Source organism: Pseudomonas sp. UBA6753 (assembly GCF_002453565.1).
Classification (GTDB): domain Bacteria; phylum Pseudomonadota; class Gammaproteobacteria; order Pseudomonadales; family Pseudomonadaceae; genus Aquipseudomonas; species Aquipseudomonas putida_Z.
The window spans coordinates 1-17,141 of sequence record NZ_DKHD01000020.1 but is presented as its reverse complement, the minus strand read 5'-3'; the positions used below and the strand labels follow the sequence as shown (position 1 = coordinate 17,141).

The window sequence follows — 17,141 nt, the reverse complement described above, 5'->3', positions numbered from 1 at the left end:
GGATGGCACCGGCGTTGCCGGTGTTCGCGGGCTCGCCCGCTCCCACAGGAATAGCGCCCTGCTTCGGGCATGTGCAGTACCTGTGGGTTTACCCGCGAATCAGGCAACACAGCGCCCTCAGCTGACCCATGTCATCGCACCTTCTCGATTCTTGGCTAGTCTTAACTGTTGGCGGCCATCAATTGGCCGCCACCGTGACTACCAAGAGGCGCCGGCCATGTTCCGTGCGTCCACCACCTGATCAGGAGTGCACGATGGACCTGAACCGTCGGCAGTTCTTCAAGGTCGCCGCCGTCGGCCTTGGAGGCTCGAGCCTTGCGGCGTTGGGCATGGCCCCGACACCAGCATTCGCCGAGCAGGTGCGTCACTTCAAGCTGGCGCATACCAAAGAAACCCGTAACACATGCCCCTACTGCTCGGTCGGCTGCGGCCTGATCATGTACAGCCAGGGCGATGCGGGCAAGAACGTCAAACAGAACATCATCCATATCGAAGGTGACGCCGACCACCCGGTCAACCGCGGCACCCTCTGCCCGAAAGGCGCTGGCCTGCTGGACTTCATCCACAGCCCGAGCCGCCTGCAGTACCCCGAGGTACGCAAGCCTGGCAGCAAGGAGTGGGTGCGGGTCAGCTGGGACGAGGCGCTCGATCGCGTCGCCGACCTGATGAAGCAGGACCGCGACGCCAACTTCATCGAAAAGAACGCCCAGGGGCAAACGGTCAACCGCTGGCTCACCACCGGTTTTCTCGCTGCTTCCGCCGCCTCCAGCGAGGCTGGCTACCTGACCCACAAGGTCGTCCGCGCAACAGGCATGCTGGGGTTCGATAACCAAGCTCGTGTCTGACATGGCCCGACGGTGGCAAGTCTTGCCCCGACGTACGGCCGTGGCGCCATGACCAACCACTGGTCCGATATCGCCAACGCGAATCTGGTCCTGGTGATGGGTGGCAACGCAGCAGAAGCGCATCCGTGCGGCTTCAAGTGGGTGACCGAGGCCAAGGCGCACAACAAGGCGCGGCTGATCGTGGTCGACCCGCGGTTTACCCGTACCGCTTCGGTGGCGGACTACTACGCACCGATCCGTACCGGTACCGACATCGCCTTCATGGGCGGGCTGATCAATTACCTGCTGAGCAACGACAAGATCCAACACGAGTACGTGCGCAACTACACCGACGTGTCGTTCATCGTCAAAGAGAACTATGGCTTCGAGGATGGCCTGTTCAGCGGCTACGACGAGGCCAAGCGCGTGTATGCCGACAAGTCCGGCTGGGGTTACGAGCTGGGTGAGGACGGTTTTGCCAAGGTCGACCCGACCCTGCAGCATCCGCGCTGCGTGTTCCAGCTGATGAAGCAGCACTACAGCCGCTATACCCCGGAACTGGCGAGCATGACCTGTGGCATGCCGCAGGACGCCATGTTGAAGATCTGGGAAGAGATCGCTACCTGCTCGGTACCGGGCAAGACCATGACGATCCTCTATGCGCTTGGCTGGACGCAGCACTCGATCGGCGCACAGATCATCCGCAGTGCGGCCATGGTGCAGTTGCTGCTGGGTAACGTCGGCATGCCGGGTGGCGGGGTCAACGCCTTGCGCGGGCACTCCAACATCCAGGGCCTGACCGACCTCGGCCTGCTGTCCAACTCGTTGCCGGGTTACTTGACCCTGGCCGGCGATGCCGAGCAGGACTATGCCGCCTATATCGACAAGCGCGCCTCCAAGCCACTGCGCCCTGGCCAACTGTCGTACTGGCAGAACTACGGCAAGTTCCATGTCAGCCTGATGAAGGCCTGGTACGGCGCCAATGCCACCGCAGAGAACAACTGGGGCTACGACTGGCTGCCCAAGCTCGACGTGCCGGCCTACGATGTGCTGCGCATGTTCGAGATGATGGGCCAGGGCAAGGTCAACGGCTACATGTGCCAGGGCTTCAACCCGATTGCCGCGCTGCCGGACAAGAACCGCGTCACCGCGGCCCTGGGCAAGCTCAAGTGGTTGGTAATCATGGACCCGCTGGCCACCGAGACCTCGGAGTTCTGGCGCAACGCCGGGCCGTTCAATGATGTCGACACGGCCAACATCCAGACCGAAGTGATCCGCCTGCCCACCACCTGCTTCGCCGAGGAAGACGGCTCGCTGGTCAACAGCAGCCGCTGGCTGCAGTGGCACTGGAAGGGCGCCGACGGCCCGGGCGAGACCCGCACCGACGTTCACATCATGAGCGAGCTGTTCCTGCGCCTGCGCCAACGCTACCAGGCCGAGGGCGGCGCCTACCCTGATGCGCTGATGAACATCAACTGGCCATACAAGGTCCCTGAAGAGCCATCCCCGGAGGAACTGGCCAAGGAAATGAACGGCTGGGCGGTGGCCGACGTCACCGACCCGACTGGCGCAGTGCTCAAGGCCGGCCAGCAACTCGCGGGCTTTGGCCAGCTCAAGGACGACGGCAGCACCGCGTCCGGCTGCTGGATCTTCGCCGGCAGCTGGACCGAGCAGGGTAACCAGATGGCTCGCCGTGACAACAGCGACCCGTACGGCATGCACCAGGTGCAGAACTGGGCCTGGGCCTGGCCGGCCAACCGCCGCATCCTCTACAACCGTGCCTCCAGCGACCCGCAAGGCAAGCCGTGGGACCCGGAGAAGAAGCGCCTGGTGTGGTGGAACGGCAAGGCCTGGACCGGCACCGACGTGCCCGACTTCAAGGTCGACTCGCCGCCCGAGGCGGGGATGAACCCGTTCATCATGAACCCCGAAGGCGTGGCGCGCTTCTTCGCCATCGACAAGATGGCCGAAGGCCCGTTCCCCGAGCACTACGAGCCGTTCGAGACGCCGATTGGCATCAACCCGCTGCACCCGCAGAACAAGAAGGCCACCAGCAACCCGGCCGGGCGGGTCTTCGACTCGGTGTGGGACAGCCTCGGCAAGCACGACGAGTTCCCGTACGCGGCGACCACGTACCGGCTGACCGAGCACTTCCACTTCTGGAGCAAGCATTGCCGGCTCAACGCCATTGCCCAGCCCGAGCAGTTCGTCGAAATCGGCGAGGTGCTGGCCAACGAGAAAGGTATCAAGGCCGGTGACCGGGTGCGGGTGTCGAGCAAGCGCGGGCACATCGAGGCGGTGGCAGTGGTGACCAAGCGGATTCGCCCGCTCAAGGTCAACAACCAGACCGTGCACCAGATCGGCATCCCGCTGCACTGGGGCTTCACCGGGGCTACGCGGCATGGCTACCTGACCAACACCCTGGTGCCTTTCCTGGGTGACGGCAATACCCAGACGCCAGAGTCCAAGTCGTTCCTCGTCAAAGTGGAGAAACTCTGATGGCCAGCCAAGACATCATCGCCCGCTCGGCCACCACCACCGTACCGCCTTCGGTACGCCAGCAGCAGGAAGTCGCCAAGCTGATCGACACCACCAAGTGCATCGGCTGCAAGGCCTGCCAGGTGGCGTGTTCGGAGTGGAACGAACTGCGTGACGAGGTCGGCCACAACCACGGCACCTACGACAACCCCCAGGACCTCACCGCCGAGACCTGGACCCTGATGCGCTTCACCGAGCACGAGCGCGACGACGGCAACCTGGAGTGGTTGATTCGCAAGGACGGCTGCATGCACTGCGCCGAGCCAGGTTGCCTGAAGGCCTGCCCGAGCCCGGGGGCGATCATCAAGCACGCCAACGGCATCGTCGACTTCAACCAGGACCACTGCATTGGTTGCGGCTACTGCATCACCGGTTGCCCGTTCAACATCCCGCGCATCTCGCAGAAGGACCACAAGGCGTACAAGTGCACCCTGTGTTCCGACCGCGTGACCGTGGGCCTGGAGCCGGCCTGCGTGAAAACCTGCCCGACCGGGGCCATCGTGTTCGGCACCAAGGACGAGATGAAGGTGCATGCCGCCGAGCGTATCGTCGACCTCCAGTCGCGGGGCTACGACAAGGCCGGGCTGTACGACCCGGACGGCGTCGGTGGCACCCATGTGATGTACGTGCTGCACCATGCCGACACGCCGAAGCTGTACGCCGGCCTGCCGGACCAGCCGGTGATCAGCCCGCTGGTGGGGCTGTGGAAGGGCTTCACCAAGCCGCTGGCGCTGCTGGCCATGGGCGCGGCGGTGCTGGCCGGGTTCTTCCACTATGTGCGGGTCGGGCCACAGCGGGTGGAGGAGGACGAACACCCGGCACCTGCGGATGAAAGCGTGCACCAGGTGGACCCGTCGGTCCATGTCTATGATCCGACCAAGCCCGGCGGGCAAGGGGAGCAGCGACCATGAACGACAACAAACCCATCCTGCGCTACAACGCCAACGAGCGCAGCAACCACTGGGTCGTCGCGATCCTGTTCGTCCTGGCTGGTCTGTCGGGGCTGGCGCTGTTTCATCCGGCGCTGTTCTGGCTCAGCAACCTGTTCGGCGGTGGGCCGTGGACACGCATCCTGCACCCCTTCATCGGGGTGGCGATGTTCGTGTTCTTCCTCGGCTTGGTGCTGCGTTTCTGGCGGGCCAACTTCATCACTGCCAACGACCGCCTGTGGCTGCGCCGCGTGGACCGGGTGATGCTCAACAAGGAGGAGGGTGTGCCACCGATCGGCAAGTACAACGCCGGGCAGAAGCTGTTGTTCTGGACCCTGCTGGTGTGCATGCTGGTTCTGCTGGTCAGCGGCGTGGTGATCTGGCGCGCATACTTCAGCCATTTGTTCGGCATCGAGGTCATTCGGCTGTCCGCGCTGCTCCACGCCCTGGCGGCGTTCGTGCTGATCCTCAGCATCATCGTGCACATCTACGCGGGCATCTGGATCAAGGGCTCGATCGGCGCCATGCTGCATGGCTGGGTCAGCCGCGCCTGGGCGCGCAAGCACCATGAGTTGTGGTACCGCGAAGTGACCGGTGACAAGACGCCGGGCAATCACGGACGAAAAGAAGGATGAGCGCTTGAGCACGATACTCGAACCCGGGCAGATCGAAGCGTCGGCAGTGATGCCGCCGTTTCTGCACCTGCCCCCTGCCAACCTGTTCGAACTGCGCGCCGCGCGCCTGGAGCAGCTGGCCGAGGGCAATGCCCTTGGCGAATACCTGAAGCTGGTGGCTCGTTTGTGCCGTATCCAGCAGCAGCTTGTGGATAACCCGCCCGCTGGCATGCCGGTGGCCGAGGAGCGTCAGCGCCTGTGCATAAGTCATGGTTTGCCGCCACTGGCGGCGGACAGCCTGGTGCGTGAAGGGCCGTGGCTGGTCTGGTTGCAGGACTTGCTCGAGCACTTCAATGCGCAGGCCAGCGGCCCAGTGGAGGAGGCGCTGCAAGTCCTGCGCAGCAGTGAGGACAGTCAAAGGAAGGGTTGGGGCATCGCCTTGCTTGCCGGTCAGTACGATGCCGTGCCTGCGGCGCTGGTACCGTTCATTGGGGCGGCCTTGCAGGCGGCCTGGTCCAGCTGGTTGCTGGCGCTGCCTGCGCCAGAGCTCAAGCCCGCCGACAGCCTGGCCCAGTGCCCGGCCTGCGGTTCGCCGGCGATGGCCGGGGTGGTGCGCAACCGCGGCAAACACAATGGCCTGCGCTACCTGGCTTGTTCGCTGTGTGCCTGCGAATGGCATGTGGTGCGGGTCAAATGCGTGTACTGCGAGTCGAGCAAGGACCTGCGCTATACCAGCCTTGACGATGACCGCCATGCGCCGGGCAAGGCGCCGCTACGGGCAGAGTGCTGCCCGGAGTGCGAGAGCTACCTGAAGCAGAACTACCTGGAAAACGATGCGGCGGCCGAGCCGCTGGCCGATGACCTGGCCAGCCTGGCACTGGACATTCGCCTGGACGAGGAGGGCTTCCATCGGTTGGCACCGAACCTGATGCTCGCACCGGGTAGTGGGTGAGGGTCTACACTGCAGTACCGAGTCGCCCTTTTCGCGGGCACGCCCGCTCCCACAAGGACCTGTGCAGGCCTCGAGACCTGTGGAGAACCCTGTGGGAGCGGGCATGTCGAACCGCCGCGAAGAGGCCAGTACAGACAACGGATCAGTCCAAGGTAGTACCGCATGTCCTCCAGCCTAGCCAGCGACACCCCACGCCTGCCCTCCATCGACACCCTTTTGCGCCACCCGGCCTGCCTCCCGCTGATCGACCGCCACGGTCGCGACGCGGTCCTCGCCACCCTGCGGCAACTGCTCGACGATCTGCGCGACCCCGCCCGCACCGGCCAGCTCAGCGCTGCCGAACTGGCCGCTGAAGTCCTGCTGGGCCGCACTGGCGAACGTTTGGCCACCCAGCAACGCAGCCAGGTCCGCCGTGTGTTCAACCTCACCGGCACCGTGTTGCACACCAACCTAGGCCGCGCCTTGTTGCCAGAGGAGGCCATCGAGGCCATGCAGACCGCCGCCCGCTACCCGCTCAACCTGGAATTCGACCTGGCCACCGGCAAGCGCGGCGACCGTGACGACCTGATCGAAGGCCTGATCCGCGAGCTGACCGGCGCCGAAGCCGTCACCGTGGTCAACAACAACGCCGCCGCCGTGCTGCTGGCGCTCAACAGCCTGGGCGCGCGCAAGGAGGGGATCATCTCCCGCGGTGAACTGATCGAGATCGGCGGTGCCTTCCGCATCCCCGACATCATGGCTCGCGCCGGCGTGAAGCTGCACGAAGTCGGCACCACCAACCGCACCCACGCCCGTGACTACGAGGCCGCGATCAGCCCACGTACCGGCCTGCTGATGCGGGTGCATTGCAGCAACTACAGCATCCAGGGCTTCACTACCCAGGTGCCCACCGCCGAACTGGCGCGCATCGCCCACCAACATGACTTGCCGTTGCTTGAAGACCTTGGCAGCGGCAGCCTGCTTGACCTTACCCGCTGGGGCCTGCCCGCCGAGCCGACCGTGCGCCAGGCCCTGGCTGACGGCGCCGATATCGTCACCTTCAGCGGCGACAAACTGCTGGGCGGGCCGCAAGCCGGAATCATCGTCGGGCGCAAGGAGCTGATCGCCAGGATCAAGAAGAACCCGCTCAAGCGCGCGCTGCGGGTCGACAAGATCACCCTGGCCGCACTCGAAGCGGTGCTGGCACTGTACCGCAACCCCGACCGCCTGGCCGAGCGCCTGCCCAGTCTGCGCCTGCTGACCCGCAGCCAGTTAGAAATCCAGTCCCAGGCCGAGCGCCTGGCGCCAGAGCTCAAGGCCCGCCTCGGCGAACAATGGGCGGTCAGTGTGGAACCGGCGTTGGGCATGATTGGCAGTGGCAGCCAACCGGTGGCCCGCCTGCCGAGCGCGGCGTTGTGCCTGCGCCCGCAGGTGTCGAAGAAGCTGCGCGGGCGCAGCCTGCATGTGCTGGAGCGGGCCTTGCGTGACTTGCCGGTGCCTGTGCTCGGCCGTATCGCCGATGACGCACTGTGGCTGGACCTGCGCCAGCTGGATGACGAAGCCCAGTGGCTGGCGCAGTTGCCCGCCCTGCAATTGGGGCCGGTACAGTGATCGTTGGTACCGCCGGCCACATCGACCACGGCAAGACCGCATTGCTCCAGGCCCTGACCGGCCAGGCCGGTGACCATCGCCAGGAGGAGCGCGCCCGTGGCATGACCATCGACCTTGGCTATCGCTATGCGGCGTTGACCGAGGGGGCAGCACTGACCGGCTTCATCGATGTACCGGGCCATGAGCGCTTTATCCACAACATGCTGGCCGGCGCCCACGGCATCGACCTGGTGCTGTTGGTGGTGGCGGCCGATGATGGGGTGATGCCACAAACCCGAGAGCACCTGGCGATCATCGAGCTGCTGGGCATCCCTCAGACCCTGGTGGCGATCAGCAAATGTGACCGGGTAGAGCCGGCCCGCCTGGTCGAAGTACAGGCACAGGTCAGCGAGCTTCTGGCGCCGGGCCCATATGCTGATGCACGGCAGTTTCCGTTGTCGAGTGTGACCGGCGAAGGTATCGATGCCCTGCGCCAGGCCGTGCTGGCCGCGCAACAGCGCGTGCGCCAGCGCAGCGTGCGTGGCGGTTTCCGCCTGGCCGTCGACCGCGCCTTCGCCGTTACCGGTGCGGGTGTGGTGGTCACGGGCACGGCGCTGGCTGGGCGGGTCAGTGCCGGCGACACCTTGTTGCTGGGCAAGGCCGGCAAACCGGTGCGGGTGCGTGGCCTGCATGCGCAGAACCAGGCCGCGCTGGTGGCCGAGGCGGGCCAGCGGGTGGCACTGAACATCGCTGCCGAACGGCTGGCGGTGGAGCAGGTGCGCCGGGGTGACTGGCTGGTGCCCGAGTGGCTGCACGCCCCCAGCGTGCGGGTGGATATCGAGCTGAACCTGTTGCCGGGCGAGACCCGTACCTTCGAACATTTCAGCGCTGTGCACGTGCACCTCGGCACCCAGGACGTAACCGCCCGGGTGGCCTTGCTCGAAGGTGAAACCTTGGCGGCGGGCCAGCGCATGTTCGGTCAGTTGCTGCTCAACGCGCCGCTGCAGGCGGTACACGGCGACCGTCTTGTACTGCGCGACCAGCGTGCCCAGCGCACCCTGGGGGGCGGCAAGGTGCTCGACCCGTTCGCGCCAAGCCGTCAGCGTCGCAGCGATGAGCGCCTGCGCCAATTGCAGGTGCTGCGTGATGCCGAGGACCTGGAGCAGGCCTTGCCGGCACTGCTCGCCAGCGCACCAGGGGGTATCGACCCACAGCGTCTGGAGCGGCAGTTCAATCGCCTGCGCGAAACCTGGCAGTTGCCGGAAGACGTGCTGGTGGTGGCCACGCGGCAGGGCCAACTGCTGTTTGCCAGTGCCCGGTGGCAGGCACTCAAGCGCCAGGTGCTGGAGCAGCTGGCGCGGTTCCATGAACAGGAGCCCGACCAGCTCGGCCCGGACCGCGACCGCCTGCGCCGCTTTGTTGCCTTGCCGCTGGAGCGGCCCGCTTTTGTCAGCCTGCTGGATGAGTTGCTCGAGGACGGCGCCATTGCCAGCAGCGGGCCTTGGCTGCACCTGCCTGATCACAAGGTGCAGCTGAGCGAAGCAGACAGTGCGTTATGGGCGAGTCTGCAACCGAAGTTGCTGGCGGGGCAATACGATCCGCCCTGGGTCAGGACGCTGGCGAGCGAGGAAAATTGTGCCGAAGCCGATGTGCGCCTGTTGCTGCGCAAGCTGGCCCGGTTGGGCATGGTGCATCAGGTGGTGCGTGACCTGTTCTACCCCGAGGCGACGCTACAGCGCATGGCAGAGCTGCTGCTGGGGCAGGCCAGTGAAACGCCGATAGTGCAGGTTGCCGCGTTTCGCGATATGTTGGGCATCGGTCGCAAGCGCAGTGTGCAGATTCTGGAGTACTTCGACCGCATCGGCTTGACCCGGAGGGTGGCCGATCAGCGTCACATTCGCGCCGACAGCGCCCTGGCCCAGCAGCAGGCCAGGCACTGAGTTCAAGGAAGGCAATCGCGCCCGGTGGCGCGGCCGGGCTTCAAACCCGGTTGGGGACGGCAGCCGTTCCCGGGCAGGTTCGACTCCCGCTGCCTTCCGCCATTTTCTTTTGCCTGTCAGGGCCCTATCGCCGGCAAGCCAGCTCCCACAGGTACTCCACAGGCCTCAGGCCTTGTGTTATCCCTGTGGGAGCTGGCTTGCCGGCGATAGGGCCAGACCAGGCAACACTCAGGCCCGTTCCCCACACAGGTCCAGGGCAAACCACCGCTCCGCCGTGTCGACATCCAGCCCGGCCCCCAGCAACGCAACCATCTTGGCCAGCGCCGCCTCCCGGGTCATGCCACCGCCACTGACCAGCCCGGCCCCGCGCAAGCGGTTACCCGCCGCATAGGTATCGAACACCACCGACCCCTCTGGGCACTGGCTGATAGCCGCCAGCATCACGCCCCGCTGGCGTGCCGCGCTCAGCACATCCAGCAACGCCTGGTCATCCGACGGCCCTGTACCGCTGCCGTAGCACTCCAGCAGCACCCCCTGCACGCCGCTGCCCAGCAGTGCCTGCAAGTGCCCGGCCTGCAGGCCCGGGAACACCGGCACTACCGCCAGGTTGACCGGCTGGCGCGGGTGCTTGTAGCCAAGTTCGGCTGGGATCGCCGTGGCGCGCTCACCGTCACGATGACGCGGCAGCGCGGCAAAGGCATCGAACGCCTCGCTGCGCAGCTTCGACGCCCGGCAGCCATGCAGCAGCTGCCCATGGAAGTACAGCTGCACGCCATCTTCCAGCCCCTGTTCGAACTGGCGCAGTGCGCCGCACAGGTTGTCCCAGGCGTCGCTGTCCGCGCTACCCGCCGGCAGCATCGAGCCGGTCAGCAGCACCGGCACCGGCAGGCCCAGCAGCAGGAACGACAATGCCGCGGCGCTGTAGGCCAGGCTGTCGGTGCCATGCAGCACCAGCACGCCATCATGGCCAGCCACCTCTACCGCTGCGACGATGGCATCGCGCATCGCCAGCCAGTTGTGCTGTTGCATGTTGGCGCTGTCGAGCAGCGGGTTCAGTTCCTGCAGGGTCCATTGCACCTGGGGCGCATCGGTCAGCTGGGCGAAGTGTTCACGCATCCGCGCTTCGAAACCACCGGCCGGCGCCAGGCCTTCCGGTGTTTCGAGCATGCCGATGGTGCCACCGGTATAGAGAACGAGAAGATTCTTTACTGCACGCATGGAAAGCATCCGTAGCGATGAGCGGAGAAAGAAAAGCCGCCCGCGGACGGGGCGGCTGGGCAGGAGAGGATATCAGCGCTGCGTCTGAGCTTGGCCGACTGCTTTGTCAGTGGCGGTTTCCGCCTGCGGATTGGCAGGCCAGGCATTGCGGTCCAGGTCCAGGTCGGTGAACTTGGCCGAGTCGAACACTGGCTGGTCGACGCCCGCCTTGCGCTGGTCGTCGTAGTCGCGCATCACCCGCAGGCCGACCTTGAACAGCAGGGCCAGGGCCACCAGGTTGACGAAGGCCAGGCAGGTCATGGTGATGTCGGCGAAGGCGAACACGGTCGACAGGTCTTGCATCGAACCCCATACCACCAGCGCCAGCACCAGGCCACGGAACACCATCAGTACCACGCGGTTGCGGCTGAGGAACTGCAGGCTGTTCTCGCCCAGGTAGTAGTTGTAGAGGATGCAGGTGAAGACGAACAGCGACAGCGCCACGCTGACGAACACGCGGCCCCAGTCACCGACCACGGCGGCCAGCGAGTTCTGGGTCAGGACGATGCCGTCACCTTCGAAGCCCGGGGTGTAGAAGCCCGACAACAGGATCAGCAACGCGGTGCAGGTGCAGATCACGAAGGTGTCGAGGAACACGCTGAAGGCCTGGACAACGCCCTGGGCACCAGGGTGTTTCACGGCGGCCACGGCGGCGACGTTCGGCGCACTGCCCAGGCCCGCTTCGTTGGCGAACACACCACGCTTCACGCCCATGACGATGGCGCTGCCGAGCAGGCCGCCGAATGCCGGGTCGAGGCCGAAGGCGCTCTTGAAGATGGTTTCCAGCATGGCTGGCACGTGCTCGATCTGGGTACCGATCACGTACAGGGTTACGCCGATGTAGGCCAGGGTCTTGACCGGTACCAGCAGGTCGGACACCGCGGCGATGCGCTTGATGCCGCCGATGAAGGTGATGGCCAGCAGCACGGCGAGGACGATGCCGGTGTGCTTGGGGTCGAAGGCAAAGGCGTTCTGCAGCGAGTGGGTCACGGTGTACGACTGCAGGCCGATGAAGGCGAAGCCGTAGGTGACCAGCAGCAGGATCGAGAACACGATGGCCATGCTTTTCAGCTTGAGGCCGTGCTGGATGTAGTAGGCCGGGCCACCACGGTACAGGCCGTCGCCATCGGCGCGCTTGTAGACCTGGGCCAGGGTGCATTCGAAGAAGCTGCTGGACATGCCCACCAGTGCGGTGACCCACATCCAGAACACAGCGCCTGGTCCACCCAGTGTCACGGCAATGCCGACACCGGCGATGTTACCGGCGCCCACGCGGCCGGCCAGGCTCAGCATCAGGGCCTGGAAGGAGCTCAGCTGGCCTGCCTGGCCACGCAGCGATTCTTTGAACACACCGAACATGTGGCCAAAATGGCGGAACTGGACGAACCGGGAACGGATGGTGAAGTAGCTACCCAGCCCTACGATCAGCACAATGAGAAGTTTCCCCGAGAGGAAATCGTTGAGTACTTCGAGCATTGGAAAATGACCTCGATTCTTATTGTTCGTGTGGAAAGACCAGCGGACGGCAGGCGCACCGCTATTCGTGGGGCGCATGGTTGGCTATGACAAGAGCGGTTACAATTTCGCGGGTTGCTCTGATTTGGTGCAACTTGATGCTACAATTGCGCCATTCGCGTCACCTGAGTCCCGAGTCATGAGCGATCATTTCGCTACCAACCTCAAACTGGCCTGCAGCCACTACCGCTCTATCTCCGAAGTTTGCCGCCAGCTGTCGATCAACCGCGCGCAGTTCAACAAGTACCTGAGCGGGCAGAGCCGCCCGACGGCCTACAACCTCAAGCGCATCGGCGATTTCTTCGGGGTCGAAGATTACGAATTGCATTTGCCACCCGAGCAGTTCAGCCGCCTGATCGGTGCTCGCGTGTCGACCCCGGCCGAGCAGCCTGGCGACCCGATCAGTGATCTGTTCCGTCCGTTGCACGCCCATGCGGGGAACCTGTCGCGCTATTGCGGTTACTACCTGGAATATTCCAACTGCATGTCGGTTCCGGGCACGGTCCTGGTGTCATTGGTGCACCTGTGGGAGGAGCGCGGGCAGTTCCTTTTCGAACGCCAGGAACGCCAGGAGCGTTCCAGCGCCACCAACCCCCATGCCGAGGTGCGTTGCCGCTATCTGGGAGCGGCGTTCCAGTTGCAGGACCGGATGTTCCTGGTCGATTACGAGTCGCTGACGTTCAACGAAATGAGCCAGACTATCCTCATCCCCAGTTTCAAAAGCCGAATTACCCGCCTCAACGGCCTGAAGGCCGGCGTATCCAGCGGAGACCGGCGCAACCCGGCCTGCACTCGGGTTGTGTGGGACTACCTGGGAGAGGAGATCAATCGCATAAATGTCTACCGGCAGGTAAAACTGTACCAGCCGGATGATCCCCGCATAGATGACGATGTGCGTGAGCGCCTCAGCGTGGGGCCGTTGCGTAACAGTCTGTTCGAAATCGAGTGATGCTTTTTTCAGAGAACAAGTTGATGTAACCACTCGCCAACAGGGTTGCCTGGGTCGAGCAGCAACTTGATTGCCATGATGCAGCAAACACAGACCAGCAATGGCTTGATCAGCCGTGGGCCAAAGTGCACTGCGCAGCGTGCGCCCAATTGAGCCCCCACAAAAGCCGCGAACGCCATTGCCAGCGCCAGTGGCCAGATGATCGCCCCGCTCAGTGAAAAGACTGACAATGCGCCCAGGTTACAGGCTGCGTTCAAAAGCTTGCTGGTGCACACGGCTTGTATCAAGTGCTGGCCCAAGAGGATCACGCAGGCCAGCATGAAGAACGAGCCGACACCAGGGCCGAAGATACCGTCATAAAAGCCAATGATCGGTGCAACCGCCACGCAGAACAGGCTGGTTGATACCTTTGCCTTGCGCGCTTGTTCATTCGGCTTTGGGCTGAAGGCAAAGTAGGCGGCTATCAGAATCAGCAGTGGTGGGACGCACGCCTGCAGAACGCTTTTGGGCACGTAAGTTATCGACAAGGCACCCAACGCCCCGCCGATAAATGACATGACAGCCATTGGACTGCCTCGTCGCCAGTCGATCATGCCTTTGCGGGCAAAGGCGCACGTAGCCGAAACCGTAGCCGAAGCCGCCTGGAACTTGTTGGTGGCAATTGCCGCCAAAGGTTCGATACCGGCAATGAACAACACCGGGAGTGTGATCAGGCCACCACCACCGGCGATGGCATCGAAAAAGCCGGCCATCAGTGCCACCAGTGCGAGTGTCAGAACAAGCGTTACGTCGAATTCGATCATTGGGTGTTTTCCTGTGATCAGCCACGCACCAGCAGCGGGTCTTCAGCGAGCACCAACGGTACTGCGAAGGGGGAGTATCCGAATTGACGGATGAGCAGCCGCCGGTTGTCCTGGACCATGTCGCGGCCGTGCAAGGCTCGGCTGTTGTTGATCAACAATGCGCTGTCAGGCTGCAGGACAAACGCCAGTGGTCGGGCGTTATCCAGTGCTTTCTGAAAGGAGTCGAAAGCGCGCGCCGCTGCGCTGCAGGCACGTTCATTCAGGCTGAAGCGATAGCTGTTGTAACGAACAGAGAAACCACCATTGGGCTCGAATTGCAGCATTGAAACTGCTTTGCCTGCATTGCCCTGTCCGTGAGCGAAGCAGTCACTACGGGTGAAGTCGAAAGACGTTGAAGTCAGCGCAAGTGTGTCCAGGCTACCCAGGCGTTCGATGATTTCCCGGAGCGGGAAGACATTCGTAGGTTCATTGGCGGGGTTCCAGCGCGCAGTCAGAATCAGTGCAGAGGGGGCAGGGGAGTTGGCATTGGTGGAAATTGTCGAGCAGTTGTAGGGCGCTTCAGTGTGCGGCCCCAAGCGCAAGCCCGCATGCGAGCTGGTTTCAACTTCCAGGCAGGGATCTTCGTCGAGCCGCGGGACGCGGCCACCGCCCTTGAAGTTGCCGACCAGGCGAACCTGTTTGCCATCGTTGTCTATATCGAAGGCGAAACTGCGGTAGCGCACGAGCTCCAGCAGCAGTTGATTGCGGGAGGCAAGGTATTGGCAGCGAGGGTTTTGCGCCAGGGCGGAAATGTCGGGCAGGTACTCTGGTATTGGCTCGTTGGCACAAGGCATCTGCCTGTACATCAAGGCAGATAGCTGGCCTTCACTGAAGCGTTGTAACAGTGCACGCTGTTCCTCACTCAAGGCTTGCTCGAGTTGATCGGCGAATATACGAGCCTGAAGTGCTACTCCTTTGGTCTCCGGGCCACCCAAGTCAGCAATGGTCTGGCTTGCAAAGGTTATGGCCTTGCTTTGCTCCGGGCTGAAATCCAGGTATGCAACTTCCGAACGAGGCATTGAACGTTCCCTGTACTTGTTTTTGTGAAGCTCCCCGGTTGGCAAGTGGGGGAGTCAACTATTCAATGCGGTTGTGCTGCGGCATGGAAGTCAGCTCGTTCCTGGTATGTCGTAGGAGATTTCTGCCTGTGGTGTTATTGAACTGTGGAACTTTGGAATCACTACCGCCTGTGGCATCGAACGGGGCCGGTGTTGGACTTCCCTGGCAGGAAACCGCAAAATGGCCCCTTTCCTTCAATCAACCTCTCCGGATCTGCTGACTCTATGCGTATGCGCCTAATGCTGTTGGGTGGTGGCAATGCCCTCGGGCAAGCGCTGATTCGTCTTGGGGCCGAGGAGGACATCGCATTCCTGGCGCCGCGCCCGCCCGAGAACGGCTGGACGCCGGCCAGCCTCACCCAGCTGCTCGACGATCATCGTCCCGATGCCCTGGTCAACCTGGCCTATTACTTCGACTGGTTCCAGGCCGAGTCGGTCAGTGAGCAGCGCCTGGCCCAGCAGGAGCGGGCTGTGGAGCGGTTGGCGGAGCTGTGCCAGCACCACCAGATCACCTTGGTGCAGCCTTCCAGCTACCGCGTGTTCGATGGTTCGCGGGCCACGGCCTACAGCGAAAAGGACGAGCCGGTACCGCTGGGCCTGCGTGGCCAGGCCCTGTGGCGCATCGAGCAGAGCGTGCGCGCGGCTTGCCCGCAGCACGTGCTGTTGCGCTTTGGTTGGCTGCTCGACGAAAGCATCGACGGGGCGCTGGGCCGCTTCCTGACCCGCGCCGAGCAACCACAGGAACTGCTGCTGGCCGATGACCGGCGTGGCAACCCGACACCGGTCGACGACGCCGCCCGGGTGATCCTGTCGGTGCTCAAGCAACTCGATTGCAGTGCGCCGCTGTGGGGCACCTACCATTACGCCGGCAACGAGGCGACCACGCCGCTGGCGCTGGGCCAGGCGATCCTTAGCGAAGCAGGCCAGTACCGCCAGCTGGCCGTGCAGGCGCCGACGCCGCAGGCCCATGCCGCACGGCCGGATGCCAGCGAAGAGCCGCAGCACGCGGTACTGGCCTGCAAGAAAATCCTTCATACCTTCGGCATCAAGCCGCGCGCCTGGCGCGCCGGCCTGCCGCCTCTACTGGACCGGTTCTACCGCCATGGCTGACGCCCCCATCCTGATCACCGGCGGTGCCGGCTTCATTGGCTCCCACCTGTGCGATGCGTTGTTGGACAAAGGCTACGCCGTACGCATTCTCGACGACTTTTCCACAGGCCAGCGGGGCAACCTGCAGGTCGGCCACCCACGCCTGGAACTGGTTGAAGGCGATGTTGCCGATGCCGGTCTGGTCACGCAGGTTGCGGCTGGCTGCAGTGCCGTGGTGCACCTGGCAGCGGTGGCCTCGGTGCAGGCCTCGGTCGAGGACCCGGTGCGGACCCACCAGAGCAATTTCATTGGCACCCTCAACGTGTGCGAAGCCATGCGCGTGCATGGGCTGCGCCGGGTGCTGTTCGCCTCCAGTGCGGCGGTGTATGGCAACAATGGTGAAGGCGAGTCGATTGCCGAAGACACCCCCAAGGCGCCGCTGACCCCGTATGCCGTGGACAAGTTGGCCAGTGAGCAGTACCTGGACTTCTACCGTCGCCAGCATGGCCTGGAGCCGGTGGTGTTCCGCTTCTTCAATATCTTCGGGCCGCGCCAGGACCCGTCCTCGCCGTACTCCGGGGTGATCAGCATCTTCTCCGAGCGCGCTGTGAAGGGTTTGCCGATTACGGTGTTCGGTGATGGCGAGCAGACCCGGGACTTTCTCTACGTGGGCGACCTGGTGCAGGTGATGGTGCAGGCGCTGGAGCAGCCGCAGGTCGAGGAGGGGGCGGTGAATATCGGCCTCAACCAGGCCACATCGCTCAACCAGTTGCTTGCAGCGCTTGAGAAGGTGGTGGGTAGCTTGCCGGCGGTCAGCTATGTGGCGGCACGTTCGGGTGACATTCGCCATTCGCGGGCGGATAACCAGCGCTTGTTGGCGCGGTTCGAGTTTCCGCAGGCGACGCCGATGGTCGAGGGCTTGTCGCGGCTTCTGGGCAAGGGCTGAAATGCTTGGGGGCGCTTTGCGCCCCTATCGCCGGCAAGCCAGCTCCCACAAGATGGACTGCCCCCGAAAAGGTGGACAGTTGTAGCCAGTGGCCTGAGTCCTGTAGCTGACAGGGCTCA

13 protein-coding genes and 1 tRNA gene are annotated in these 17,141 nt (G+C 63.9%); 10 read left to right on the top strand and 4 right to left on the bottom strand.

Annotation, left to right across the window (positions count from 1 at the left end):
- Positions 1-254: 254 nt before the first annotated feature.
- The 7 genes from fdnG to B2790_RS07660 all read left to right on the top strand — a co-directional run bounded on the left by fdnG (position 255) and on the right by B2790_RS07660 (position 9,468).
- Positions 255-3,323, top strand: a complete 3,069-nt coding sequence (fdnG, locus tag B2790_RS07690) for a formate dehydrogenase-N subunit alpha (protein ID WP_143516518.1) — start codon at positions 255-257, stop codon at positions 3,321-3,323.
- Positions 3,323-4,273, top strand: a complete 951-nt coding sequence (gene fdxH / locus B2790_RS07685; RefSeq protein ID WP_085592035.1) for a formate dehydrogenase subunit beta — start codon at positions 3,323-3,325, stop codon at positions 4,271-4,273. The genes fdnG and fdxH overlap by 1 nt, the downstream gene beginning before the upstream one ends.
- Entirely contained in the window at positions 4,270-4,926 is a 657-nt protein-coding gene (locus tag B2790_RS07680) for a formate dehydrogenase subunit gamma (protein WP_075044437.1), read from the top strand. The genes fdxH and B2790_RS07680 overlap by 4 nt, the downstream gene beginning before the upstream one ends.
- 4 nt (positions 4,927-4,930) lie before the next feature.
- Positions 4,931-5,857, top strand: coding sequence for a formate dehydrogenase accessory protein FdhE (gene fdhE, locus B2790_RS07675; protein ID WP_137162868.1), 927 nt, complete (start codon positions 4,931-4,933; stop codon positions 5,855-5,857).
- A gap of 162 nt (positions 5,858-6,019) precedes the next feature.
- Entirely contained in the window at positions 6,020-7,447 is a 1,428-nt protein-coding gene (gene selA / locus B2790_RS07670; protein ID WP_286918571.1) for an L-seryl-tRNA(Sec) selenium transferase, read from the top strand.
- A complete protein-coding gene (gene selB, locus B2790_RS07665; RefSeq protein ID WP_286918570.1) occupies positions 7,444-9,366 on the top strand; it encodes a selenocysteine-specific translation elongation factor in 1,923 nt (640 codons plus the stop codon). The genes selA and selB overlap by 4 nt, the downstream gene beginning before the upstream one ends.
- A 6-nt stretch (positions 9,367-9,372) precedes the next feature.
- Positions 9,373-9,468, top strand: a tRNA-Sec gene (locus B2790_RS07660).
- A gap of 126 nt (positions 9,469-9,594) precedes the next feature.
- Here B2790_RS07660 and B2790_RS07655 read toward each other — a convergent pair.
- Both B2790_RS07655 and B2790_RS07650 read right to left on the bottom strand, forming a co-directional pair.
- Positions 9,595-10,584: an asparaginase gene (locus B2790_RS07655; RefSeq protein ID WP_414708571.1), complete on the bottom strand. Its 990-nt coding sequence runs from the start codon at positions 10,582-10,584 to the stop codon at positions 9,595-9,597.
- Between the two features lie 72 nt (positions 10,585-10,656).
- The gene (locus tag B2790_RS07650; protein WP_025337506.1) at positions 10,657-12,099 is read right to left on the bottom strand and encodes an alanine/glycine:cation symporter family protein; all 1,443 of its coding nucleotides are present in this window, start codon (positions 12,097-12,099) and stop codon (positions 10,657-10,659) included.
- A gap of 178 nt (positions 12,100-12,277) precedes the next feature.
- On the opposite strand from B2790_RS07650, the gene B2790_RS07645 reads away from it, so the two are divergent.
- Positions 12,278-13,087, top strand: coding sequence for a helix-turn-helix domain-containing protein (locus tag B2790_RS07645; RefSeq protein WP_025337507.1), 810 nt, complete (start codon positions 12,278-12,280; stop codon positions 13,085-13,087).
- Between the two features lie 8 nt (positions 13,088-13,095).
- On the opposite strand, the gene B2790_RS07640 is transcribed toward B2790_RS07645, so the two are convergent.
- Together B2790_RS07640 and B2790_RS07635 are read right to left on the bottom strand one after the other, a co-directional pair.
- On the bottom strand, positions 13,096-13,890 hold the full coding sequence (locus B2790_RS07640; protein ID WP_085617784.1) for a TSUP family transporter: 795 nt from the start codon (positions 13,888-13,890) through the stop codon (positions 13,096-13,098).
- Between the two features lie 17 nt (positions 13,891-13,907).
- On the bottom strand, positions 13,908-14,948 hold the full coding sequence (locus tag B2790_RS07635) for a hypothetical protein (RefSeq protein WP_286918567.1): 1,041 nt from the start codon (positions 14,946-14,948) through the stop codon (positions 13,908-13,910).
- Positions 14,949-15,212: 264 nt separating this feature from the next.
- Between B2790_RS07635 and B2790_RS07630 the strand changes: the two genes are divergently transcribed.
- Positions 15,213-16,097 (top strand): sugar nucleotide-binding protein, encoded by an 885-nt coding sequence (locus B2790_RS07630; RefSeq protein ID WP_075044444.1) that lies wholly within the window; start codon positions 15,213-15,215, stop codon positions 16,095-16,097.
- Entirely contained in the window at positions 16,090-17,022 is a 933-nt protein-coding gene (locus B2790_RS07625) for an NAD-dependent epimerase/dehydratase family protein (RefSeq protein ID WP_025337510.1), read from the top strand. Before B2790_RS07630 ends, B2790_RS07625 begins: the two co-directional genes overlap by 8 nt.
- The last annotated feature ends 119 nt before the right edge of the window (positions 17,023-17,141 follow it).